The organism is Oceanispirochaeta crateris (assembly GCF_008329965.1).
GTDB lineage: Bacteria > Spirochaetota > Spirochaetia > DSM-2461 > DSM-2461 > Oceanispirochaeta > Oceanispirochaeta crateris.
This window is the reverse complement of sequence record NZ_CP036150.1, coordinates 328555-354351: the sequence shown is the minus strand read 5'-3', so window position 1 is coordinate 354351 and position 25797 is coordinate 328555. Positions and strand designations below refer to the sequence as shown.

18 protein-coding genes are annotated in these 25797 nt (G+C 39.0%); 11 read left to right on the top strand and 7 right to left on the bottom strand.

The features are described from left to right. Positions 1-2: 2 nt before the first annotated feature. From EXM22_RS01510 to EXM22_RS01500, 3 genes are read right to left on the bottom strand one after another with little or no spacing between them, the layout of a single operon-like run. Complete coding sequence (locus EXM22_RS01510; RefSeq protein ID WP_149484814.1) at positions 3-866, bottom strand: carbohydrate ABC transporter permease; 864 nt, start codon at positions 864-866, stop codon at positions 3-5. Between the two features lie 52 nt (positions 867-918). Then, positions 919-2268, bottom strand: coding sequence for an extracellular solute-binding protein (locus tag EXM22_RS01505; protein WP_149484813.1), 1350 nt, complete (start codon positions 2266-2268; stop codon positions 919-921). Positions 2269-2307: 39 nt separating this feature from the next. Further along, the gene (locus tag EXM22_RS01500; protein ID WP_168203285.1) at positions 2308-4791 is read right to left on the bottom strand and encodes an alpha-mannosidase; all 2484 of its coding nucleotides are present in this window, start codon (positions 4789-4791) and stop codon (positions 2308-2310) included. Between the two features lie 181 nt (positions 4792-4972). Here EXM22_RS01500 and EXM22_RS01495 point away from each other — a divergent pair, with 181 nt between their 5' ends. Continuing rightward, positions 4973-6100 carry a GntR family transcriptional regulator gene (locus EXM22_RS01495; protein ID WP_149484811.1) on the top strand — a complete coding sequence of 376 codons (1128 nt, stop codon included), beginning with the start codon at positions 4973-4975 and terminating at the stop codon, positions 6098-6100. 35 nt (positions 6101-6135) lie between these two features. On the opposite strand, the gene EXM22_RS01490 is transcribed toward EXM22_RS01495, so the two are convergent. After that, positions 6136-7239, bottom strand: coding sequence for a GntR family transcriptional regulator (locus tag EXM22_RS01490; RefSeq protein WP_149484810.1), 1104 nt, complete (start codon positions 7237-7239; stop codon positions 6136-6138). Between the two features lie 190 nt (positions 7240-7429). Here EXM22_RS01490 and EXM22_RS01485 point away from each other — a divergent pair, with 190 nt between their 5' ends. The 5 genes from EXM22_RS01485 to EXM22_RS01465 all read left to right on the top strand — a co-directional run bounded on the left by EXM22_RS01485 (position 7430) and on the right by EXM22_RS01465 (position 13820). Then, positions 7430-8422 carry a sialic acid TRAP transporter substrate-binding protein SiaP gene (locus tag EXM22_RS01485; protein ID WP_168203284.1) on the top strand — a complete coding sequence of 331 codons (993 nt, stop codon included), beginning with the start codon at positions 7430-7432 and terminating at the stop codon, positions 8420-8422. 69 nt (positions 8423-8491) lie between these two features. Next, complete coding sequence (locus tag EXM22_RS01480) at positions 8492-9007, top strand: TRAP transporter small permease (RefSeq protein WP_149484808.1); 516 nt, start codon at positions 8492-8494, stop codon at positions 9005-9007. Continuing rightward, positions 9004-10284, top strand: a complete 1281-nt coding sequence (locus tag EXM22_RS01475) for a TRAP transporter large permease (protein WP_149484807.1) — start codon at positions 9004-9006, stop codon at positions 10282-10284. The genes EXM22_RS01480 and EXM22_RS01475 overlap by 4 nt, the downstream gene beginning before the upstream one ends. A 32-nt stretch (positions 10285-10316) precedes the next feature. Continuing rightward, on the top strand, positions 10317-11243 hold the full coding sequence (locus EXM22_RS01470; RefSeq protein WP_149484806.1) for a dihydrodipicolinate synthase family protein: 927 nt from the start codon (positions 10317-10319) through the stop codon (positions 11241-11243). Positions 11244-11309: 66 nt separating this feature from the next. Next, a complete protein-coding gene (locus tag EXM22_RS01465; protein ID WP_149484805.1) occupies positions 11310-13820 on the top strand; it encodes an alpha-mannosidase in 2511 nt (836 codons plus the stop codon). Between the two features lie 199 nt (positions 13821-14019). On the opposite strand, the gene EXM22_RS01460 is transcribed toward EXM22_RS01465, so the two are convergent. From EXM22_RS01460 to EXM22_RS01450, 3 genes are all read right to left on the bottom strand, one after another. After that, complete coding sequence (locus EXM22_RS01460) at positions 14020-17148, bottom strand: alpha-mannosidase (protein WP_149484804.1); 3129 nt, start codon at positions 17146-17148, stop codon at positions 14020-14022. Positions 17149-17602: 454 nt separating this feature from the next. Then, a complete protein-coding gene (locus EXM22_RS01455; protein WP_149484803.1) occupies positions 17603-18265 on the bottom strand; it encodes a peroxiredoxin-like family protein in 663 nt (220 codons plus the stop codon). Between the two features lie 186 nt (positions 18266-18451). Then, positions 18452-20662 carry a diguanylate cyclase gene (locus EXM22_RS01450; protein ID WP_168203283.1) on the bottom strand — a complete coding sequence of 737 codons (2211 nt, stop codon included), beginning with the start codon at positions 20660-20662 and terminating at the stop codon, positions 18452-18454. A gap of 198 nt (positions 20663-20860) precedes the next feature. Here EXM22_RS01450 and EXM22_RS01445 point away from each other — a divergent pair, with 198 nt between their 5' ends. The 5 genes from EXM22_RS01445 to EXM22_RS01425 all read left to right on the top strand — a co-directional run bounded on the left by EXM22_RS01445 (position 20861) and on the right by EXM22_RS01425 (position 25796). Next, a complete protein-coding gene (locus tag EXM22_RS01445; protein WP_149484801.1) occupies positions 20861-21505 on the top strand; it encodes a response regulator in 645 nt (214 codons plus the stop codon). 128 nt (positions 21506-21633) lie between these two features. Then, positions 21634-22899: an ABC transporter substrate-binding protein gene (locus EXM22_RS01440; protein ID WP_149484800.1), complete on the top strand. Its 1266-nt coding sequence runs from the start codon at positions 21634-21636 to the stop codon at positions 22897-22899. 273 nt (positions 22900-23172) lie between these two features. Next, positions 23173-23994 carry a carbohydrate ABC transporter permease gene (locus tag EXM22_RS01435; protein WP_168203282.1) on the top strand — a complete coding sequence of 274 codons (822 nt, stop codon included), beginning with the start codon at positions 23173-23175 and terminating at the stop codon, positions 23992-23994. Next, positions 23991-24824, top strand: coding sequence for a carbohydrate ABC transporter permease (locus tag EXM22_RS01430; protein WP_168203281.1), 834 nt, complete (start codon positions 23991-23993; stop codon positions 24822-24824). Before EXM22_RS01435 ends, EXM22_RS01430 begins: the two co-directional genes overlap by 4 nt. A gap of 216 nt (positions 24825-25040) precedes the next feature. Then, positions 25041-25796: a tetratricopeptide repeat protein gene (locus EXM22_RS01425; protein ID WP_168203280.1), complete on the top strand. Its 756-nt coding sequence runs from the start codon at positions 25041-25043 to the stop codon at positions 25794-25796. Position 25797: the final 1 nt, after the last annotated feature.

Sequence of the window (25797 nt, the reverse complement as noted above, 5' to 3'; positions counted from 1 at the left end):
GATCAAGACTCCTTGCTGCCGAGAAGCTTCATATACATAAGAGTCAAAAGGGAGGAACTGAGCACCATCAGGAGGGCATAAACGGCTCCTTGTCCCAGACTCAAATATTCGAATGTTGCTCTGTAAGTTTGTAGAGCCAGAACAGTCGTAGCGCTCCCTGGGCCACCCCGAGTTAGAGCCCAGATGGAATCATAGGTGTTCATTGTACCAATGGTGATCAGTACAATATTGATGAGCATCATGGGTTTTAAAAGCGGAAGGGTCACCATGGAAAAGATTTTCCACTGCCCTGCCCCATCAATGCGGGCTGCTTCATACAGTTGAGGATTGATACCCTTGAGGGCGGCATATTGCATCAGACCGCTGAAACCGGTTCCCCGCCAGACATTGGCAATGATCGCCCCGATAATGGCCCATCTAGCGTTGAAGAGAAAGGGGATTTTTTTTCCTGTTACTGATTGGATGATGTTGTTTACCAGACCCCAGTCACTGGTGCTGTATAAAATTTCCCATATGATTCCTGTAATAATACCGGGAACAACCCATGCAAAGATCATGGACATTTTTAATAAAATAGCTCCATGAAGGTCCATTTCCAATAGCAAACCGATCAGAAGACCAAGAAGCAATTGAAAGAAAACAGAAAAGAATACAAAAGTTAATGTTCTCATCAAAATATGAGGTAAATTCTTGTCTGTCAATACACTGATAAAGGAGTTCAGGGTATAGCTAAAATTGTTCTGACCGATAGTGGTATTCGTCAGACTCAAACGAATCACATCTACGAGTGGAAACAAATAGAAACAAAAAAGAAAAACTACCATAGGACCAAGCCATACGAGTCCTATGTGACGATGATTACTCATTAAAACTCCCAAAAAGGCCTGCAGCTAGGCTGCAGACCCTCTTTATACTAGACTATTTTCGACTTTGGGCTTCTTTCCAGGCCGCCATAGACTTTTTGTAGATTTCATCTACAGCGGTTTCCGGATCCATATCTCCAATAATGATTTCACTTCCGATTTCCTGAATATAGGTGGAAATTGTTGGATACAAAGATGTTGGAGGACGGCTGTTTCCATTATTGAGTTCTTCTTTCAAAAAATCAAAGAACACGTTATTTTTGTAAAAGTCATCCTCATATACATCGGCTCTGGTTGGAAGGTAGCCATAGGCCGCACATCGACGGGACATAGCAGATTTGGAAATCGCCGTATCCCAAACAAAGTCGAAGGCTATTTTTCTTTTGGCATCATCTTCAGAAAAGAAGACCCAAGCCCAACCACCATTGGTGTTAGAATATTGATCTGCCTTTTCCTGAGGATAAGAGGTGTAGCCCCATTTGCTCTCAGCATCAGGGATGAGACTCATCATCTGTGGCAAAACCCAGGAACCGGTGATCATCATACCCACATTATCAGCCCTTGCTTCTGCCAGCAATTGAGGATGACTCATACCGGCAATATCGCGGGGCATGGCTTCTGTATCGATGAGTTCTTCAAGGAAAGAGAAAGCCTTGATCATAGCATCCCGGTTCTGCCCCTCTCCCATCACGGGTTTCCAATCCTGATCAGGATCGAACAACTGTCCACCTTGAGCCCAGAAATACGGTAAGAATGAATCGTTCGTCAGACCCTCTGCTTTTCCTGGAGTAAGATATCCATGAATACCATTCTTTTCCTTAACCATGAGGGCTGTCTCAATCACATCGCCCCATGTACGGGGAGCTTCACTGATTAAATCTTTCCGGTAATACAGCAGACGTGCGTCTGTCTCTGCCCAAAGAGCATACTGTTTTCCATTTCTCTGTGTGACCTTCTTTGTAAAATCGAAGAACTGGTCACTCTCTCCTTCGGGAATAAATTGATCAATGGGTTTGATAGCACCGGCGTCCATGAAATTCCCGATCCAGAAGGAGTCCACCTGAGCAAAATCGGGAGCATTGCCGGCTGCGGCTGCAGTGAGCAATTTACTCATAGTCTGATTGATTGCATCTCCGGGAATGACCTGAATCTCGACCTTCTGGTCAGGATGCTTGTTCGCCCACTCCAGGGACAACTCTTCAACCAATGCTCTTTCAGCATCGGATGTTGCTGCCATGGAACTCCAAAATCCAATGGTTCCATTCACAGTCTTAGCCTCGTCAGCTGCGGCATTCCCGACAAACTGTGCTGTAGCCTGAGGCTCAGTCGAAACTTCACTGGTTCCATTGGCCATTAACGGCATAACCAAAATACTCAAGATGACCGCTAAACAAATCTTTCTCATATAATCCTCCTGTTTTTTTATGGGGGAATCCCCCAGTCTTCATAATTCTATGAGGTTCACTTCCTGAACTCTTTTATCCTTCTTGGAGATTTTGAATGTCTTCAACTCAAATGGAGTAAAAGAGGCATCAAACCGTACCCCCAACAGTGGCAACTCTATGGTTGTATCAGACACAAGGCCAGATATTTCACTGCAACGAAGGATGTATCCCGACTTGTCCCAGGATTCTTTTAATGCCGAAGAAAAAACATTTTCATTGCTAATCGCTATTCCATCCTGAATGAGGGGTAAAGTTCCTTTATGGTAGGTTTCCGTAATGACCGTCGGATCAAGATTCAGTTCCTCTGCCCCTCTGAATATGGAAACGAACTCACTCTCAACCTCTGCGGCGTCAGATGGAATCAGAGCATAAGAAAAACTATGAGTGCCCATATCGATATTGGGAATAAAGCCATCCTTCTCTCCCATATGATCTGCATATTCCGGGCTGCGTAAAATGGTTAACCTAACCTCATCATCTTGAAATGAATGGGCAGGAAAACCATCATTTGCTATGGCGAGGATTCCCATACGTCCTAGAGGATCTTCCCCCCGAAGTGCAACCCATTTTTGTCCAACCTTTTCCTTGCCATCTGCATTCGTTCTGTCATATCCGAAAGTGAGAGACTGAAGGCATTCAGAATTTATCATTTTCACCGGAAATGCTATCTTCAGCATTCTGTATTTTTCAAGCCAGAGGACTCTGCCCCGCACCGTTATATCATGGCCATCCTCTGTTAAATAATAGTCCAGAACCATCTTAGATTGACCATACTTGGTGACAACCCTGAGACAGCACCTCAGAGGACCTTCTTCAATAATGGAAAATTCGGGCTGACCAAAACGGCCTTCTACAAGATCAAAACGGTCCTCTCCATGGCCCCAGGTATCACAATGAGAATCATCAATAACCAGACCCAGAGACGCTTCACCCGAAATATATTCAAACCCTGTTTCTTTACGGATCAGAGAGGAAACAGAACCTGTTTCAGGATTAAATTTCAACACAAGGTACTGATTCTCAATAGAATGCTGTGTGATGTTCATGGAATTGACATAGGACTTAATTTCCGGATTTTCCTTTGTCAAATAAAGCCTGTAAACACGGTATCCCAGAGGGGGGATTGAAACAGGAAAAAGAGTGGCCCACTTTTCATCCTTGTTATTGTTATATGCCCCCCGGATAATCTGATGCGGATCAAACTGTCCGGACTCATCCTCGACACGGGAACAGCAAATCTTATTAGTGACGTAGCCATTGTACTCCCATGAATGAGGATTAAATACAACCACGGGAATACCAAAATCATCCTGCTCCCAGGATTGCCAGTGCTTGTCTTTACCCATTGCTTTTTTAATCCACCAGGTATCAATCTTCCAGGATATTTTCTGCAGAGCCATATTCTCTTCCCTTGAAGCAATTGTCGAAACTTCTCCATGCAAAGCAGCAGCATCCTGATAGGCTCTCTCAATGCTGCAGCCACCCAACAAGTCATGAAATTGGTTAAACAGAAGTCCTTCCCACCCTCTTTGTAAACTCTCAGACGGAAACACATGATCGCTGAGCCATCCGGATAAGACAGAAAATCGTTCCGCCGCCAAGAGGGCATTTTCACCCTGACGATTACCCCTCTTAATAGACAGAAGATTGGAATAACAACCGGGAGCATGCTGACGGAGACTCGAAGAATAGACCTCTAAAGACGGTTTAGATTTCTTCATTTGATGAAAATATGTTGAGGGTGTACTGAAAAGTATTTGAGCCTTATCTCCGATTTCCTCGCCCACCTTTTGCAGGGTCTTAATCGTTCGGACTGTGGGTCCTCCCCCATGATTCCCAACACCATAAAATTCCATGAGATCCATATCTAAGCGGGAGACTTCCTCGGCGGCCATTCTAAGTTTTTCTTCATAACAGTTCCTGGTGCTCCCGATGTAATCTGAATAACTAACAGGGATTCTGAAAGAACAGACCTGGGATCCATCCGGACTCTCCCATTGGAAGAGAACAGAGGGAATCTCATCGTTTTCTTTGACATCAGGACGCATAAACACATAATTTACCAATCCTGACTTCGCAAGAATTTGAGGCAGCATGCCATCATGTCCAAAAGAATCGACATTATAACCAACATCAGAAATGAATCCGAATTTTTCAAGCAAGTACCGCTGCCCTATAAGCCCCTGACGAATAAATGACTCACCACAGGGAATATTGCAGTCCGGCTGAATCCACCAACCTCCAACAGGAACCCACCGCTTCTCATTGACCCGTATGACAATCTCTTCAAACATGGCAGGATCATTTTCTTCAACCCATTTGTAATAGGCTCCGCCGGCGCATGTAAAAATGAAATCTGGAAATTCCTTCATACGATCCAGGGCAGATCGAAAAGTAGCCTTAACCTCAGCATAACCTTCCTGCCATCGCCACAACCAGACAGGATCTAGATGGGCATTACCTACCAAATGGATTTTATTCACAATATCTCCAAGATTTTTATAGGTTATATATATTATGTATTCAATAGTCATTATATGTCAATAAATTTCTTTTACCATCTATATTGTTACAATACAACACATTATATTTGTCATATTATAGCATATCATTTATACATTGATTAATATTGTTAATTTGTCATAAGCGATATATAGTTAAATAATGAATCAAAATATTAGAGAACCCTTGTATCTAAAAATCTACAAAGACTTTCTGGACAGAATTGATCGTGGAGATTTCAAGAATAACGATAAGATTCCTACTGAGGTTGAACTTTCTGAATCATATAATGTCAGTCGTATCACAACCCGCAAGGCCCTGAATATGCTAAGTGAGCAGGGAATTGTGAATAGAGTGCCCGGTCTTGGCTCTTTCATTTCAGAGGATGGTGTCGAAAAAACCATAAATCAGAAAATTGACCAGCACAGCAAGACAAAGCGAATTGGTTTTATTATATCCGGTATACAGGATAGCTTTGGACATACTCTATTATCTACCCTGGAAGACCTTCTCTACGCCAAGTGGTTCTCTCTCCTACTTGGAATATCGGATCAGAATGCCGAAAAAGAATCTCGCTTACTAAAGAGTTTTATAGAACAAAAAGTTGATGGAATAATCATATCTCCCGTAGATGACGAAAACTTCTCAACAGAGATTCTGAGTCTTGTTATGAAGAAATTTCCAATTGTCCTAGTAGATAGATACCTAAGAGATCTTGGTAATTGTTCTAATGTTGTTTCTGATAATGAAAAAGCGACTTTTACTGCCGTCAATTATCTCTTCGAGCACAACCATAAAAATATAGCCGTCTTTTCCAGGAAGATTAATAGTACGAGCACCCTTACCGAACGCTATAACGGTGTCATCAATGCCTACGCAGAAAGAGGTCTGCCAGTGAATAAAAACTACTGGTATACGTCTTTTAAAAAGGTTGAGTACTATTCAAAAAATCTGTTTGTTCACAATATTGAGCTAATAAAAGAGTTTTTGACACAAAACAGAGAAATCACGGCTGTTGTGACCATGGAATATTTGTTCACCCAATATCTGATATCTGCAATTTCAGAAATGGGCCTTTCCATTCCTGATGACATTTCTTTGGTAGGATTCGATGGACCTGGATACTCTGTTGAAAACACTCCCGCCCTGACCTATGTAATGCAGGATGAAGCAAAGATTGCACAAGAAGTTTTTTCACTCCTTATGAAAGCCATGAAGGGAGTTGAAAAAAGTGAAAAGATTTTGGTACCCTGTACCTTCATAGAGGGAACCTCAGTTCGGAGTATATAAAGACAGAATATCCATTTATTAGAGCCTCCCACTGATTATTTTAAACAAGAAACAGATTCTCGTTCTATAATGAGTGCTGGGAAACGGGCTGTCTTTATAACGATTCTTTGATTTTGTATCATATCAGCTAGTAGATCAGCCGCTTCTTTTCCAATATCTATAAAAGGATGTGAGATAGTAGTCAGTGGAGGGTTAAGGTAGGGTGTGAAATCCAAATTATCAAAACCCGTTATGGAAAGATCTTGAGGTATCTTAATCCCCAAAGCCGTTGATTGTTGTATAATCATTGATGCTATAAAATCATTTGCACAGGCCAAAGCCGTAATATTGAGAGGTGAAGAGATTAATTGTTTAATTAATTTCTGGATTTCAGCACCATTAGGTTGAGATGTCTGAACAAAAAAATTCTCCTTAACCAAGCGCTTATCGACTTCAATCCCTGCATCAGAGAGTGCCCGGCAGTACCCTTGAAAACGTTCTGACGTAGAACTGAGAGTCATTTTTCCAGCAATAAAGCCTATTTTCCTATGATTCTTATTTATAAGATATTCAGTTATATCGTAAAATGATTTCGTATTTGAGCTACTTACAAAAGAGTGCTCTAAAGACTTTAACTTCCTATCAATCACGACAAAGGGATAGTCGTCCTGCAGCATTTTGGTATAAAGATCGAGGTTCTCCGTATCTGAAACGGGGTAAATGATTATACCTGCGGCTCCTTTCCTCCGAACATCACAGAGGATATCCCGCTCAAGTTTGGCTGAGAACTGGGAATTATGTATTGTAAACATCAAATTCCTTTGCCTCGATACCTGCTCTACACCTTGCAGAAAACTATTATGATTTGAATCAAAGGGTATGATACAAGAAATAAACTGCCCTGAAAATTGTGAAGCCGTCTCTACATGTACTTCATTTTTATCATTTTTATGACTAACAAAGCTGCCAGTTCCTTTTATTCGTTCTATATATCCATTGATCTGAAGCTCATTTAGAGCACGATTAATGGTGATGGAGCTGGTTTTGTGCATTTCTTTTAAGTCATCTATATCCGATAGCTTTTCTCCAGGCTTTATCTTTCCCGAACGAATTTCATCCAATATAGATTCATAAACTATCTGATATTTGAAATGGGCCATGATTTTAATTATCACAAATAGGATTTAAATTCAAGAATATACGCTATAAAATATATTTTACTGTTAATTTTAGTGTATTTTTATTATTAAATATAGTTTGACAGGTAGTTAAATATACAATAATATATTTCAAATATTATTAGAACATAACAAAGGAGACAAAATGACTAAACGATTGATTTCTATTCTAATGTTTTTTGTAGCACTATCTGGAATGGCTTTTGCAAATGGCCAGTCAGAAGGAACTGGCTCAGAGGATAAAGTGGTAACGATTAAAGTGAATACTATTTCTGTACCCAATGATGCCCATACAAATGCTTTATACAAATTTGAAGAAGTCCTTGAAGAATTGACAGAGGGAAAAGTTCAAGTGGAAGTTTTTCATTCTGCTTCACTTTTTTCAAGTGAAGAAGAATTTGCCTCATTGCTTCAGGGTAATCTGGATATGGCCTATGTATCTGCCAACACACTAGCAGATTATATTCCTTCATTCTCAATGCTAACATCTGGTTATATTTTCAAAGACTATGACCATATGCGCAAAGTATATGATGGAGAAATCGGTGACAAAATATTATCATCTGTTCAGGATGAACTAGGCATTGTTCCTATCGATGTATTCTATCTGGGAGCTAGACAGATCAACCTGAGAGACATTGGCAGAGTAGTGAAAACTCCTGCAGACCTCAAAGGTGTTAAGTTGAGAATGCCCAATTCCGCAGCTTGGCTTTTTCTCGGTAAAGCGATGGGAGCGAGCGCTACCCCTCTCAGTTTTTCCGAATTATACCTTGCTTTAAAAACTGGGACAGTTGATGGTCAAGACAATCCACTCCCCACTGTAAAGAATGCTAAATTTTATGAAGTAACCAAGAGTATCAGCCTTACAAATCATGTAATCGATACAGTATGGCCAACGATTTCTGAAAAAAAATGGAAAGAACTGACTCCCTATCATGATGAAGTTATTTCCGCCATTGAAGAAGCGAAGCAGCTGTGCGATTCACAAAACATTGAAGCTGAAAAATCTTTGGTAGAATTCTTCAGATCCGAAGGGCTCACAGTTGTTGAAGCTGATAAAGAAGCGTTTAGCTCTCATGTTCAAGGTGTTTATCTGAATGATAAGAAGATGACATCCACTTGGGATCTCGACCTTTATGAACAGATTCAAAATATAGGTAAATAATAAGTCTAACTCTCATGAGCTATTTTAGCTGATCACAGCAAAATAGCTCATGTTTAAATTGGAAAAACAATGAAAAAATTTTTAAGATTTCTCCACTTTACAGAAATTTTCGTCGAAGAAATAGTACCTGCTATTTTTTTTACTATTCTCTTTCTGGTATTTGTCGTACAGATCATCTTTAGGTATGCCTTAAACAGTCCGTTGACCTGGCCCTATGAAGTAACAGTGATTTCATATATCTGGGTAGCAATTCTCTCTGCCGGTTATGCACGCAAATACAATGAAAATGTGGCGTTCACAGTTGTATATGATAAATTGAAAGAAAAGGGTAAATGCTGGTTTAGAATAATTGGCAATGTTATTGTTACACTGACATACATAATTCTCCTTCCTCCCAGCTGGAAATATATATCTTTTATTAAGATAAAAAAGTCTGCAGTTCTTAGGATTCCCTTGAGTTACGTCTTCTTTCCATTTCTAATATTCCTGATACTAATCATCATCTATTCAATCATTGATATTGTTAAAGATTACAAATCTTTAAAAAATATGTCTCAATCCAAATTAGGTAAGGGTAGCATATGAGTCCCATTTTAATTCCGATCTTTGTACTTATTATTGTCTTCGTACTTCGAATCCCAATTGCCATTGGGATGGTCAGTGCCTCTGTTTCATATTTCCTTTATGTAGGCCAGGATCTCTCGATGGTTACGAGTAAAGTATTGGATGTTTTTTATTCTCAATACACAATTATGGCAGTTCCTCTATTTATCTTTACGGCTAGAATCATGAATTCCGGAAAAGTAACAAATATTATCTTTGAGTTTGCCAATGGCTTAGTTGGTCGATTTAGAGGTGGAACAGGTCATGTAAATGTCATCGCTTCCATTATATTCTCAGGAATGACAGGTAGTGCAATTGCAGATGCCTCAGGCTTGGGCCTAATGGAAATTGAAAGCATGAAAGATGAGGGATATGATGCTGATTTTAGCTGTGCAGTAACAGCAGCATCAGCAACTATCGGTCCAGTATTTCCTCCAAGCATCCCAATGATTGTATATTCTATGCTTTCTGGTGCATCCATAGGAGCATTATTTCTTGGAGGGATGATTCCAGGATTGATGATTGGTGTTGCTCTTATGATTTATATTGCCTTCATCGCTACCAAAAGGAATTATCCTTATGGAGTAAAAAAATCACTCCGTGAATTCTGCAAATTTTCAGTTATGGCAACCCCTGCTCTATTAACCCCGGTTATTTTGCTTGGCGGAATATATACGGGAGTCATAACTCCAACAGAGGCAGGTGCTCTAGCATCAGCATATGCGATCATAATATCAGTGTTTGTCTATAAGGTTCTGGGGTTTAATGAATTAAAGCAAGTTATTCTTGATACAGCTAAATCAACAGGTATTGTGGGTATAATTGTTGGATCAGCAGCAACATTCAGCTATATTGTAGCAATTGAACATATTCCTGAAATATTTGGAAATATCCTACTGGGTGTGACAACAAATAAATATATTCTTTTATTGATAATCAATGGAATATTTCTGTTACTTGGTATGTTCATTGATACTTCCATAATTACCCTTGTTTTTATCCCTATGATCCTCCCTCTAGTCACAGAACTTGGAATAGATCTGGTCCATTTCGGCGTTATGATAACACTCAACATGATGATTGGCCTTTCGACACCACCATTCGGGATGCTTTTGTTCATAGTTTCGGGAGTATCAAAGACACCTTTAGAAGGGATTATTAAAGAGGTAATTCCTATGGTTTTTGTCATGATAATTGTCTTATTTCTAGTAACATTCATACCGGAAATAGTTTTAATTCTTCCAAGACTATTAATGTAACTATCTAAAAATAATATTTAAGGAGTAATTGAGTGAATAAAGAAATTGGACCCGGTGTTTACCCTACTATGATAACTCCATTCAAAGAAGATCTCAGTATCGACTATAACGCAGTTGAAAAACTGATAGAATGGTATTTGAACGAGGGTATAGACGGTCTTTTTGCCATATGCCAATCAAGTTCTATGTTTAATCTTTCCAGAAAAGAAAAGAAAGACCTGGCTGGCATGATATGCAAAACAGTTCCAGAATCCTTACCTGTTATTGCCTCAGGCCACACATCAGACACCCTCGAGGAGCAGGCCGTAGATCTGAATGATATGGCGGATGCAGGTGTAGATGCCCTTGTCCTCATCAGTAATCGATTTGCAACTCCCTTTGAAAATGATGATATATGGATTGAAAATCTAGACAGACTATTAACAAAATTACCCAGCGATATTCCTCTTGGATTCTATGAGTGCCCCTATCCATATAAAAGAATACTGTCGGAAAAAGTAATAAAACATCTCATAGATGTAGATCGTTTTGAGTTTATTAAAGATACATGCTGTGATCCTCTAATGATAAAAGACAGGGCAAAACTCTGCAAAGAGACTAAGATTAAACTCTATAATGCAAATGCAGCTTCATTATTAATGAGTCTGCAAGAAGGGTATAATGGGTATAGCGGAGTCATGGCAAACTTTCATTCACATTATTATTACTGGATGTGTAAAAATTGGAAAAGTGACCCAAATAAAGCTGAAAAGATACAAAACTATCTTACCATTGCGTCTGACATAGAAAGACAATATTATCCTGCTAATGCTAAATATATATTAAAAAAAGAAGGTGTATTAAGCAATACAATTTGTAGAAGGAGTGAACCTTCTCGAGAATTATCTGATATTGAAAAATTAGAATTAGACCATTTCTACTCTCTTTCAAAGATGAATCATGAATACTTTTTTAATTAGAATTATTTTTCCTACTATTATAAGCAGTACCATTAATAGCTTTTTTAACTTGAAACGGAGTAATAATTGAATAAAAAACATAGGACTCATCTGATTGGGAATGCTCATCTTGATCCTGTTTGGTTATGGAGGTCTACTGCCGGCCTAGCAGAGATAAAAGCCACTTTTCAATCAGCTCTTGATAGAATGGCTGAGTTCCCAGACTTTATTTTTACTTGCTCTAGTGCATATTATTATAAGTGGGTTGAAGACAATGCACCTGAAATGTTCACAGAAATCAAGAAATATATTGAAAAGGGCCGATGGATTCCGACTGGAGGAATGTGGATTCAACCAGATTGTAATATTCCATCTGGAGAATCTTTTGTGCGTCAAATGCTCTACAGCCAACGGTATTTTTATGAAAAGTTTGGTCTGATTTGCCACACAGGCTATAATGTTGACAGTTTTGGTCATAATGGCATGCTACCTCAATTATTGAAACTTGGAGGAATGAATTCTTATGTTTTCATGAGACCAATGGATCATGAATTAGAAGGACTAAATCATCTTTTTCAATGGGAAGGTATCGATGGAAGCCGTGTTACAACCTATAAAATTCCATTTAGTTATGGAGAATGGGTTGGAGAAAACGGCACAAACAAAGAAGTACTTCAAACAGTCTCGATGAAAAGTAGAATTGATGATGTAAAAGAAATCGGACAGAACCAAGACACGGCAATGATGGTCTTTTACGGTGTTGGAAATCATGGCGGAGGACCAACGATACGAACCTTAAACGACATTGAGAAATTAAAAAATGAAGATGAGACTCTCTCCTACTCTTCACCTAAAAGCTATTTTGAAGAATTTAAAAATATAGCGAAACCTATACCTGTGCATATAGGAGACCTACAGCACCATGGAAGTGGTTGTTATTCTGCTCATAGTCAATTGAAAATGCTCAATTGTCAGGCGGAAAATAGACTTATGAGTGCAGAAAAAATGATGACCACCGCCGCATCTCTAATTTCTTATGATTATGACAACAGTTCGCTTAAAAGAGCATGGGAAGAAGTTATGTTTAACCAATTTCATGACATCCTTGCCGGGACAAGTATTAAAAAGGCTTGTGATGATGCTGTAGAATCCTATAATGAAGCACTCAGTATCGCTTCAAGACTGAGGAATTCAGCATTACAAAAAGTTTCCTGGGCTGTGGATACTCTAGGTGAAGAGAACATTTCGTTATCCAAAGAAGATGACTGGATTTTGTGGGAATCCGAGAATAAAGGTACACCAGTTGTCGTTTTTAATCCTCATTCATTTCCAATTTGCTCTTGTATACAAGTAAACGTGGATATAAAGGGTGTTACCGACAATAAAGGAAATGCTGTTGCAATCCAGAAGGTTAGGGGTCCGTTTGTTAACAGAGAAGATAAATACAATACTCTTTTCACTGGCAACATTCCTCCACTGGGATATTCAGTATTCTGGATATTCAAAAAGAAAGAATTTAATATTTCGACAACGTCTTCTCTTTCTGCATCAGAATCGCATCTCGAAAACTCTCATATCCGTGTAGATATAGACCCTAAGAATGGGTGGATTACAGGAATATTCATTAAAAAATCAAAGACTCAGATTTTGAAAACTCCGGCTTGTGTACCCTTAATTATTGATGAGACAGAATGTGATACTTGGGGTCATGGTGTATATGAATTTAGAAATGTCACGGGGAAGTTTGGAAAAGCCAATACGAAGTTACTGGAAAACGGTCCTTTAAGGTCAATTGTAAGGGTCACCAGCTACTATGAAAATTCTATATTACAGCAGGACTTTACCCTCTATGAAAACAAATGTGAATTGGAAGTAAAGTCTCGAATAGACTTAAGAATGAAGCATAAAATGGTCAAACTTTCCTTTCCCATTGATTTGACAGAAACATCTGCTGTATATGAGATTCCTTATGGGCATATACACAAACCGGCAAATGGGCAAGAAGAAGCTGCACAACGATGGGTCTCTGTTATAGGTAAAACCCAAAAAGGTGTGAATCTGGGTTTTGCGATTGTGAATAGTGGAAAATATAGCTATGACATAAGGGAAAATGACTTAAGAATGACAATTGCACGAACACCAGCTTACGCTGATCATTTTGGAGAAAGAGATGATTTTAGCGAATATATGGACCAGGGTGTGCAAGAATTCAAATATGTTATCTGCCCGGACCAAGGGGCGGACTATGCGTTCCTCTCACGAAGAGCCCAAGAATTAAACCAGGAATTACTCCACATAATAGAAACTTACCACAAAGGGAAACTTCCTTCTGTCTATTCTGGAATTGAGATTTCCCATGAAAATATTATCCTTAGCGTATATAAAAGAAATGAAGATAATACGGGGACCATTCTGCGATGCTATGAAGCGGCCGGGATTTCAACAACAGGAGTAACCATTTTACTTCCAGGTTGCAAACAGAGAAAAATTGAATCTGACTTTAATCATAATCAGATTAAAACCTTTCTTATACCAGATAAACAGAGCGATGAAATTAGTGAAGTTAGTTTCTTAGAAATGAATCTTGATACACTCTGACTTTAATTAATCAATTATCATTACAATTTTTAATTAATATAAACCCTCCAAACCTAAACATAGTTTGGAGGGTATATTTTATTAAAAATAGATTCCAATATCAAATTTTAAAATCTCAAAACTCAGCAATCTTAAAAGAAATTATTCATTAATACAAATACATTCATATTGAATATGAACTCTAAAAATAGACATCAATTTAAATCTTAATCTTAAAAGTTTTAATTTCAAGAGGTTTAAACTCAACAGAAAAATTATGTCCGTCAAATTCTAAAGATCCAATCGTTTCTTCCATCAAATTTGACTCATAAAGTTCTGTAATCACTTTATTATATGTAAAACTAACAACTCTTCTTGATTTCCATGTTTCAAAGACTCTTATCACAATATAATTTCCATCTTCTGAGACTTTAATTGTATCAATTGTGACATTATCAGAATTAGCATTTAATAAGTAATTTGCTTTAAAAACATTTGATTTTTTAGATGAAGCCCCTTTGGAGTAGAGCGCCTTATTCACAAACCAGGCTTGCGTTTCAACGCCTGATTCTCTCCATGAACCGACATGGGGCAACATGGAGTAAGAAAAGGTATGTACTTCTTTATCTGCTTCAGTATTTGGGTATGTACCGCTTTTAATTAAAGTTTGCCGAATACAACCGTTTTGTACATCACAACCATATTTACTATCGTTTAGTACAGCAAAGCCAAAATCATGCTCTGATATATCGACCCATTTTTGAAAGGGAACTTCAAACATCGCTTGTTGCCAGGAAGTATTCCTATGAGTCGTTCTTTCCAAATTCCCAAATGGAATATCAAAAGTAGCCTTGTCTGCAAGGATATCAACTGGGAATGCCACTTTTAGTAGAATATCCTTCTCTTTCCAATCAATTGTACTAAACACATCGATCCTTGGAGAATCATGATAGAAAGTTATTTCCTGAACGATTTCTGAATTCATATACTTTCGTTTAATCTTTATCTTATCAAAGACTTTTCCTGAATTGATAAGTTCAAAACTTTCGCAATCTGTGAGATCCCAGCTTTTGTATTCATAATATTCTTCAATGTCCCAATTATCATGTGCTAAAGGTTTATCCTCAAATGCTATCAATTGATTAAAAAAACTGCCTTCCTGTACTACTTCTCGATTCGCATTTTTGTAAAACAGGGAATTCATATTACCGTTATAATCAAACCTTAACGAATAATATTCATTTTCATAGGCATATTCATTGATTGAACAGACAGCAACATCGTCGGTATTCCCTTCCAAATGATTCAGGCGAAAGACAGAAAAACCATTTGCTGGAATATTACGAACAAATGCTAAATAAGTATTTGAACCTAAATATTGTGCCTTACTGGTTTCACCATTGCTATCAATTACATGGTCCAGAGGCTGTTCCGATTTAAATTTGACAATATCATCACGTTTGAATCCCGTAGTGTTAAAAACAACTAAGGATTCATTGTCTAAAGTCATTTGAGAAATGATTTTATCCGTTACTTCAGAAATTTGATTTGTAGCAAACTTTTGAACTTCTAAATACTCCCTGTCAGTTCTGTCATAAACCTCTTTTATGGATGAACCTGGTAAAATATCATGGAACTGATTTGTAAGAACTGTTTTCCAGTGTTTATCAATAAGATCTTTTGGATAATTTTCAAACTCCCCCAGCAAACAATAAAGTTTTTCCAGATCCTGCAATAAAAATTCCATTTTTCTATTGAAGGATTTATTCCTGGCCATTGAAGTATAAGTCCCTCTATGATATTCCAAATATAATTCACCATCCCACCTTGGTATAGCTTTTGATTCATTCAATGTCTTTTCAAGCCGGTCAAAATATTCTCTAGAATGAGTTTGAACAACCGATGGCAATCCGGGTAGACCATTTTTCATTCTCTCAGCCTGTTCAAGCATTTGCTCAGTTGGTCCGCCACCGCCATCACCGTAGCCAAAGGAGACTAAGATTTCCTTATTAATATCTTTCTGCTGATACATAGAAAGACCAAGCATAACCGGTGTTGGTTCCAAGATTCCATTATAAGTAGAGAGAAATGGATTGAGAGTCCACTTCTCCCCTTCTCCTCGGTTACCCATAGTAATGAAATGAGTCAGGATTTCGGTCCCGTCAATGCCCTTCCAATTGAATGTATCAACAGGAATGTGGTTATACTGATTCCAACTGATCTTAGAAGTCATAAAATATTTAATCCCTGATTTTCTAAGGATTTGAGGCATAGAGGCGTTATAACCAAAAACATCAGGAAGCCATAATATTTCACTTTCGATTCCAAATTCATCTCTTATAAATTTTTTACCGTATAGGAATTGCCTGACAAAGCTTTCTCCGGAAATGAGATTACAATCCGCTTCAACCCACATTCCTCCTTCAACTTCCCAACGTCCTTCCTTTACCTTCTCTTTTATTCTTGAATATAACTTTGGGTAATCCTGTTTTACAAACTCATAAAGCAGAGGCTGACTGGACATGAATTTATAATCAGGGTATTGATCCATCAGCTCTAACACAGTTGCAAAACTACGAGCAGCCTTTTCTCTTGTATGATGGATTTCCCACAACCAGGCAATATCAATATGTGTATGACCAACACATCCAGCAACATATCCCAGCTCATTTTTATAGGCATCGAGTATTTCCCGCCTCAGAAAAGAATCACATTTTTCAAAAGATGAACAATTTAATTCACGATCGGTTCTAAAATCTAACAATTTACAGGCCTGAATGGCTTTATCACCTATGAGAACTCGGTTTGGATCATTTGGATCGAGTCCCATAAGATAGTCATAAATCATATAAAGGGTTTGATAACAGGAAAATGCCTGTGTATTTCGAGTATAACTGCTGAGTGAGAAAATCGATTGACCATCTTCCATACCACTCCACCCCGAGAAATCAAGTTGACATTCTCCTCCCCTGGAGCTGATTTCATTTTTTTTGAGAATGATAGAGGTATGATTCGTATCAAGAGCTTGTTTGATTTCTCCATTTAAATAAACGAGGAATTGAGGATTCACCGCATTCCATTTTTTAGTGTCTGTTTTAAGTTCAATGATGATTTCTTTATTAATATCCAAATGGGTAAGAACAATACGGAACCATTGAAAAAGATCACGTCCACCCCAAAATTCTTTATTAGAGATAGGTTCCCATGAATGATCATCCTCATCTACTGCCTGAATTGACTTAAAAAAGCCTTTCTTTGTTTGAACACCGGAAAGGTCAGATTCATCTTCTTTGATGAATGTTTCTAACGTATCCAGCTGTTTTTTTACAAATTCAATTTTAAATTTCATATCCAACCTTTTCAGCTCAAAAAATAAAAGCTATCAAAATATTTTTTAAAAAATTCATCAGCAATACCTACTGCTGTTATGAATTTAATTATACTGGATTACAACGTTTTGTTCGACAATTATTAGGGTATTTTTAAGTTGTTTTAATAATTATAAATTGAATATTTTTTTGGGCTAAATTCTTAGGTAGGATCTATGTAAAATTGATTGTTTTTACTATTTTTTTTTAATTCTTTACCCATATTTGATATGGAGAAAAACTCATTTTTATACATATATTTCCAAAAATAGTGTATTTTGAGATGATGTATATATGAACTTCAAAATAATTTTTCTGCTGCGATTTTATATTAATTCTACTTGATAATATCGTTTATATTGTCAATTTAGATATCCAAATTGACAATATAAGTCATTCATATAAACAAGTAGTATAATATCTTAAATATGCTTTCTAATAATTTTTCTTCAGAAAATCTACAATATCAGAGGGTTCTGCCCTATTTCTGTAGTCAGCATCCAAAAAAGCATATTTGATTGTTTTATCACTATCAATAATATAAGTAACTGCCAATGGTAGTTCACCTTTTGAATTACCGTTGTACTGACTCAGGCCGAAACTCTCTTCATATACTTTAGCCACAGCATCAGTCAGTTTAAAGAAGATCTTATATTTTCTGGCAATACTGTTATCATTATCGCTTAATACTTCAAACTCCAAATTGTGTTTTTCCTGAGTAGACATGGTTTTATCCGGAAGCTCTGGAGTCAAGGCCATTAAGGTAGCTCCATACTTTTTGATCTCAGAAAGAGATGCCTGCATATGACGTAAAGTCAAATTACAATAGGGACACCATCCTCCACGATACCAGATGAGTACAACAGGCCCCTTTTTCAACTCTTCATATAATGTGACTTCTGAACCCGTCGCATTTTTCAAAGTAAAATCGACAGCGGTATCACCCAGCTGCAGTGCATTTTCGGCAATATGCTGATCTACAAGCGATTGCAAACCATCCCCATAGATTTTCTTTTTATCAGCCGGTGCTTTACTGGCAAACTCTGATTTCTGTTTATTTAAATCGTCAACTAATCTATTTTCTGTATTCTTTTCCATTTTTAACAAGACTCCTAGTTAGGTAAAATGTCATAGGTCTTTCCTTTAGGATCAAGAAAGACCCTAATCACTAGTACAAAGGTAATATATAAATACAAAATAAGCCATGTTATAATTTTAAAAGGTCCCGTAAATCAAGATCAATGAAGTCTGGGTGATTTTAAAAGAAGAAATAAGAGACGAATGCTATGACAAATCGGATAAAAGATCTTCTCCAAAGAGTAGGGCTTTGTTTCTTCCCGATTCTTTTGCCTGATATAAAGCCTGATCAGCCTGATCCAGAAGCTCCTTCAAATTGGATTCCTGTCCAGGATTCCAGCTGGAAATCCCCAAACTGATGGAGATACGGATTTCTTCGCCATCTTTATGAGCAATAACGGAACGTGAAACATTTTCGCGCAGTAGTTCAACCCGTTTCAAGGTCTCAATTCCTGGTGAATCGGGGAAAAGAATGACAAATTCTTCACCTCCAAACCGGGCGAGAATATCAGTTGAACGAATATATTCATGGCAAAGATGAGTCAGATTGATTAATACTTCATCTCCAATCAAGTGACCATATTGATCATTTACATTTTTGAAAAAATCAATATCCAGTATTACAAGTGAAAAAGAGCTTCCTTTCCGCTGAGCTCGTGTTAACTCTTTCTTGGCAACTTCAGAGAAGAACCGGCGGTTATATGCCTTTGTCAGCGGGTCCGTCAGGGCGATCTGTTCAAGCTCCAGGATTCTCATCTTTTCCCTATCAGCCCTTTTCTTATCGGTATTATCATGGACACTTCCCTGCAGTCCGGCGGGATTACCTTGATCATCAAAGCGGAGTGCAAGAGTAACAAGAGCTTCAATTTTATGCCCGTCCCGGTGCCTCAGGACGACTTCGCTGTTTCTTACAGGTTCTCCTGATTGGCAGAGTTCCTCATATAGCGTATCGTAAACAACGGAACTGAAAAGATCCGTCACTTTCCGATGGAGCACATCCGCCCGTGAAAACCCGAGCATCTTCTCACTGGATGGACTCACATCGATGATTCTGCTCTCTTCATCGGTGAGAAACAGTATATCAATTGAATTCTCAAAGAAATTACGATAACGGATTTCACTTTCCTGCAAATACCGGTTGGTTGACTTCAAGGCCTTTGTCAGACTCTCCACTCTTGCAAAGGATTGAGAATAACGAAGAGAGAGTAAGATAGACTGAACCAATATGAAAGATAGAAACCCATAAACACCAATCTTGTCTGCCCCAAGCCAATCCCAAAGAGACAAGATTTCAATTGATGAGGTAATAAATAAAATAATAGACGCTATGGTTATCACCATAGCACCTTCCCTCTTTTTGTAATTGATCCTGATCAAAAAATACAGATAATAGCCAATCTCTAACAATATTAGTACCTGATAATACTGAATGGAAAAACTGGCAAGATAAGTTCCAGCAAGAATTATATACAGAGAAAAGAGGCCGCTGAGGGCACAGAATATATGGAGAAATACCCGGGGAATATCCTCCGGATAAAGACTACGGTAAAAAAGAGCCACCAGTGGAGGGATGAAAAACAGAGTAATATAATCCAGATAAAAAGCAAGCGTCCAGGATACAAACGGGAAGGCTAATAATAATAGATCCTGATTGGTGATTCCCAGCCTCATAAAAAAGGCAAAACATAGGAGGGCAAAATAAAGTGCAGATCTAAATTTCTTCCTAAAGACGAACACAGATAGGTGATATAACCCCATGATGAACAAAATACCCAATGTAAAAGCCTCTAGGGTCCAGGCATTCCGTTGGAAGCTTTGAATCTGATTAGGGAGACCAACATATAGGCTGTTGCGAAAACCACCTTTTTTATGATGAAAATTAGAAATATGCAACACGAGTTCCAAAGGCTCGCCAGATGATTTAAAAAAAGCTGATTGAGGAATCTTATTCGGAACCATCTGTTCTTTACTCGTTCCAACGGTTCCGCTTTTAAGCAGCAATTGTCCATTCATCCAGAGTGTATAGGCACTGCCAACCCCATCAAAGGAAAACCCGTAATACTGTTCTTTTCCGGGAAGGATCAGGGTAAGGGAAAAGGTTGCGAAACCCTGTGAGTCTGGATTTTCACCATCAATGAAATAGTTATACCATTTATCAGGAACAAAGGCATAATGGGCCGCATCAGATGCTCTCATCTTTTGAGGAGAAAGCAACTGTTCCCATACAAAAGCCCACTCCCCCTCCAGAGGGATTAGCCCTTTTCCCTGAAAATTCCAATCTCTGAGATCCAAGACACCCAAGGCGGCCTGAGGAATTTTATCTTCTGAATTTTCAACATTCCCGCACCCAGTAAAACTGAGACAAAAGAATAGAAGCAGAAAAAATAGTGATGATGATTTGTATTTTACATATGTCATATAGTTTTTAAATTTAATGAAATAAATCACTCCATAATAATACCATAGATACATTGTGTGGAGAAATCCTTAGGAATGATTTTTTTTACATCAGTCCGGGCTCCCTCAGGAGACTAGGAAACCGGAAAGTATTGAGAGATCGGCATTTCTATCTTATGATGTGTAAGGATATATTAAGTAAAATGACGGATCACAGCTTTGGATAAAACCAGAATTATAATTGTAGACGACCAGCTTCTCTTTGCCGAAAGCCTAAAAACAGTGCTTGAAACCAGGAGCCGAAACATCGAGGTCATTGATATTGCCATCAATGGAAAAGAGGCTGTAAAGATGGCCGGCATTCATGCACCAGATTTGATCTTGATGGATATAAGAATGCCCGAAATGAACGGTGTGGAAGCTGTGAAAATCATCAAAGAGAAGACTCCTGATATTAAAATTATAATGCTCACAACCTTCGATGACGACCAGTACATCTACAATGCTTTAAACAATGGAGCCGATGGATATCTCTTGAAAAACACTCCCCCGGAGAAGCTGATTTCCTCCATAGAAGCTGCCCGGAATGGGCTGGTTCTCATCTCACCCAACATCATAAAACACCTGGCAGAAGACTCTGTCAAGCAAACGGTAATTCATGAAAAACCGGCATGGTTTGATGAATTGAGCAAGCGTGAAAAACAGGTTTTAAAACTCCTATCCAATGGTCTGAACAACTTGGAAATTGCCGAAGAACTGTTCATTGCCGAACAGACAGTCAAAAACCATGTGAGTCTGATTTATGCAAAATTGGGGACTCATGACCGGCTAAAAGTCATCAGAATCTCTAAAAATCACATTTAATACATTCTAGTAAGTTTTTGTACGGCCTAAACAGTACCCTTTTCAGTACTTGAGTACCTTGCTTCCCAACTAAATAGGATTGAAAATAAACTAAGACGAAATATACAGTCTACTTAATAGGAGATGTTATGAAAAAAATGCTTATTACTGCTTTACTTATCGTTACAGCAGTAAACTTCACTTTTGCCAATGGTGACCAGGATGCCATGGCAGGCAGCAGCGACAAGGTTAAACTTGTTTTTACCAGCTGGAGAACGGAAGATATCGAAAGAATGAACCGCATCAATATGGAATTCACCAAGGCTAACCCCAATATTGAAATAGACTTCCAACCAGTGAAAGATACTGAGTATGATGCTCAGCTCAAACAGTCTCTGGCAGCCGGCGTTGGTGCGGACATCATATTCCTCAGATCTTATGACTCAGGTTATCAGATTTACAAAACAGACTCGCTCCAGGAACTGGATTCTGTCCTTCCTGTCCTCAAGGATTTTCCCTCTGCAGCCGTAGCGGCGTGGGCCACACCTGAGGCAAAAAGCTATGCTATACCTTCCGTAGGTGTTGTTCATGGGATTTATTACAGAAAGAGTATTTTTCAAAAATATGGCATTTCTGTCCCCACAACTTGGGACGAATTTATTGCTGCCGCAACAAAACTCAAAGACGCTGGCGAAACAGTCTTTGCTCAAGGTACCAAAGACAACTGGATGCTTTATGAAGTCATGTACGCCGGTTTAGGTGCCAACTTCTACGGTGGAGAAGAAGCCAGACAGGCTCTTATGAACAAAGAAGCCAGATTCACAGATGCTAATTTTGTATTGGCAATGGAAAAGATGAAAGAACTGCAGCCCTTCTTCCCCGAAAGATTTGAAGGCATTGACTACGTTACAATGCAGCAGATATTCGGAACTGGAAATGCAGCCATGTTCATGGGCGGAAGCTGGGAAATTGGAATTTTCGAAGACCTCGGCGGTTTGGAAGATGTAGGCTATTTTGCACCTCCCCTTGCCAAAGCAGGCGATACTCTGCAGTACTGTTTCCATGTTGATGGTGGTATAGCCATGAACAAGAACACAAAATATCCCGAAGAAGCCAAGAAATATATGGAATGGCTCGCTTCTCCGGCCTATGCCCAACTTCTGATGAACGAACTTCCCGGTTTTTTCTCCTACACACCCGGAAATTACACCTTGAGCAACAGCCTTGCTAAAGAAATGCAGAGCTATGTTGCCGATTCTGTTCCTACAGTAAGAACAGTATGGGAAAAACTCTCAGCTCAGTCTCCCAGTGGAAACGAGCTGGTTGGTGAAGCCATTCAGAAAATGTATGCCAATGAATTGACAGCTGCAGAAGCTGCAAAATATGTCGATGACGGATTGGCCTGGTACTACTGATTCTCTCAAAAAGATTTCCATAACCGGGAAGGAGAACAGTCCCGGAACTAAAATGAGTCTTATTGTTAGCAATAGAGCTCTCTGAACGCAGAGAGCTCTTTTTAACTGTTTTATTTGAGATTCTTCATTTAAAAATGAGATAGATCTATAAGATAAGAAGGAGGGAGTTTTATGCTCGAGGCAAGAAAGAAACATGCGAAATTTTTGTTTCTCTTTATTTTCCCGGCATTCATCGTCTATACGGTTTTTATGCTGCTGCCTATATTAAACTCTATGAAATACAGCCTTTACACAGGGGAAGGTCTGATCCCTGATCAATTTGTTGGACTCGACAATTACATCCGCTTGTTTACAGAAGAGCGGTATTATACAAAATTCTGGAATGCTTTCCGGAACAATATAAAATTCTTTATCGTAGTAACTCTGGTACAGAATGTTCTTGGGTTTTTTATGGCCGTACTGGTGACCCGCTCATTCAAAGGTTCGGCGTTTATCAGAAAACTGAGTTTTCTCCCCACGACCCTGTCTGTACTGGTAGTTGGTTATATTTTTAAACTAATACTCAATCCCTACTATGGTGTGTTTGATAAATTTCTGGATCTCATCGGTCTGGAAAAACTGATCATTCCCTGGTTGGGAGATTCCCGTTCTGCCCTTTTCGTAGTGGCTATCGCTGTAAGCTGGCAGTTTTTTGGAGAATCAGTCCTGTTCTACACATCCGGAATTGACGGCATCAGTAAATCCATTATGGAAGCAGCCAGGATAGACGGAGCCAGCATCTGGCAGGAGATTTACCATATCATCCTTCCTTCAGTCCTGCCCATTGTAGGAATTGTCACCATACTTATCTTCATAGGAGACTTTACCCAGTTCGATATCGTCTTTGCCATGACAGGAACAAGGGGAGACCCCGGCTACAGCACGGATCTTTTTGGTTCCCTCTTTTATAGAACGGCCTTCTCATCATCAGAGAGAGGTGGATGGGGAACTGGTATGGGAGCCGCCGTAGCAACCATGATGTTCATTGTAGTCACCATAGGTGTTGGTGCCTTTCTAACCTTCTTTACAAAGAAAAGGGAGGCATTGGAAAAATGATCAATATAAAAAGAAGCATCAGTAAAACGTTCCTCTATATTGCCATGACGATTTATTCCCTCTCCATCCTGATCCCGCTGTTTGTCATGATGATGACCTCCTTCAAGACAAATGCAGAGATTTTCAAAAATCCCTTTGGTCTTCCAAGCAGCTTCAATCTGGATGCGTATATAAACCTCTTTGTCATATCTAATTACGGCAAATACTTTCTAAACAGTATTGGAGTAACCGTCCTTTCACTGGCTCTGGCGGTCACCATGTCTGCCCTAGCGGCCTATGCCATTAGCAAGTACAAGTTTAAATACAACAGAGCCATTTATGTCTATTTTGTAGTCGGTCTGGTGGTTCCCATCAAGCTGGGTACAATCGATATCATGATTACCATGCTGCGGCTGAGTATTTTCGACACCCTCTGGGCGCTGATCATCGTCTACATAGCCATGGCAATCCCTTTGAGCGTCTTTGTACTGTACGACTACATCAGGATGGTTCCAGAAGAACTGAGTTCAGCAGGCCGCATAGACGGATGCAGTGAACCTGGTATCTTTGCCAGAATCATTGTCCCGCTGATAAAACCCGGTCTAGCAGCAGCTGGTATTATCAGCTTCATCCCTAACTGGAATGAGTTCTGGTTTCCCCTCGTACTCATCAAGTCCAGAGAAAACTATACCATCCCCCTGGCCACAGGGCAGCTGTTTGGGCAGTTCGATACTAAACTCGATCTTGTTTTTGCCGTACTGTCCTTAGCATCCATTCCGGTTATCATCATCTACCTGCTCTTATCCAATTACTTTGTAAAGGGATTGTCCGCAGGAGCCGTGAAGGGCTGACAGGATTCTATTAAAAAATCCCCTATCCTGGTCATCAGCTTCTAAGTAGAAAGGACATATTTTCTAAAGACTGTCCTTTCTACTTAGAGACCTATCATTCATTCCCAATCTTCTCAACTTAGGATAAAATTTGATGCAGAATATATCCTGATGCCCCTTGCAATAGGGCCCGGGTCATTTTATTGTATATTTTTATCTTACTGGAAGGATTCCATCATGAATATAACCCTGATCATAGTACCTCTTTTGCTGGTTATGTATCTGTTTTTCCGTTTCCGCAGCTTTCCTCTCTTCCTCAGAGCCATGAAAACATACAACACTGGCGATACCAGCAAGGCTCTAGCCATGCTTAAAGATTCCGTAGAAGCCGGTCTGTCTGCCAAACATCAGCTGACAGTTGGTTATCTGCTGTTAAAAGAAGGATACCCCGAAGATGCCGAGCGGATCTTCACCTTTTTAATGACAACACCACAGGGTAAATTTAACAGCAACCATGCCAGGGCGTATTCAGCTTTGATCCATTGGAAGAAAGGACATCTAGATGAAGCCATAGCAGAGCTGGAAACCCTTTTGGAAAGCCATTACAGAACAACGGCCCTCTACTCTAACCTAGGATTTTTTCTGATTGAAAAAGGCGATATGGACAAGGCCTTAAAAATCAACCTTGAAGCTTATGAGTACAATAATCAGTCTCCGGTCATCCAGGATAACCTTGGACTTTGCTATATTAAAACAGAGCAATGGGCCATGGCCGAAGAAATCTATGACAAGCTGATTGAGAGTCATCCCCGTTTTCCGGATGCCTGGTACAATGCGGCTCTGATAGCAGTCCATAAGGGTGATAAAAAGAAGGCGGAATCCTTATTGAATTCCGCCCTTGAAAAAAAGTTTTCCTACCTGAGCACGCTCAGTAAGACGCAGGTTGAAAATCAGATTGAACAAGTCAAAGGTTCATCTGAGATACCGGAGTAAT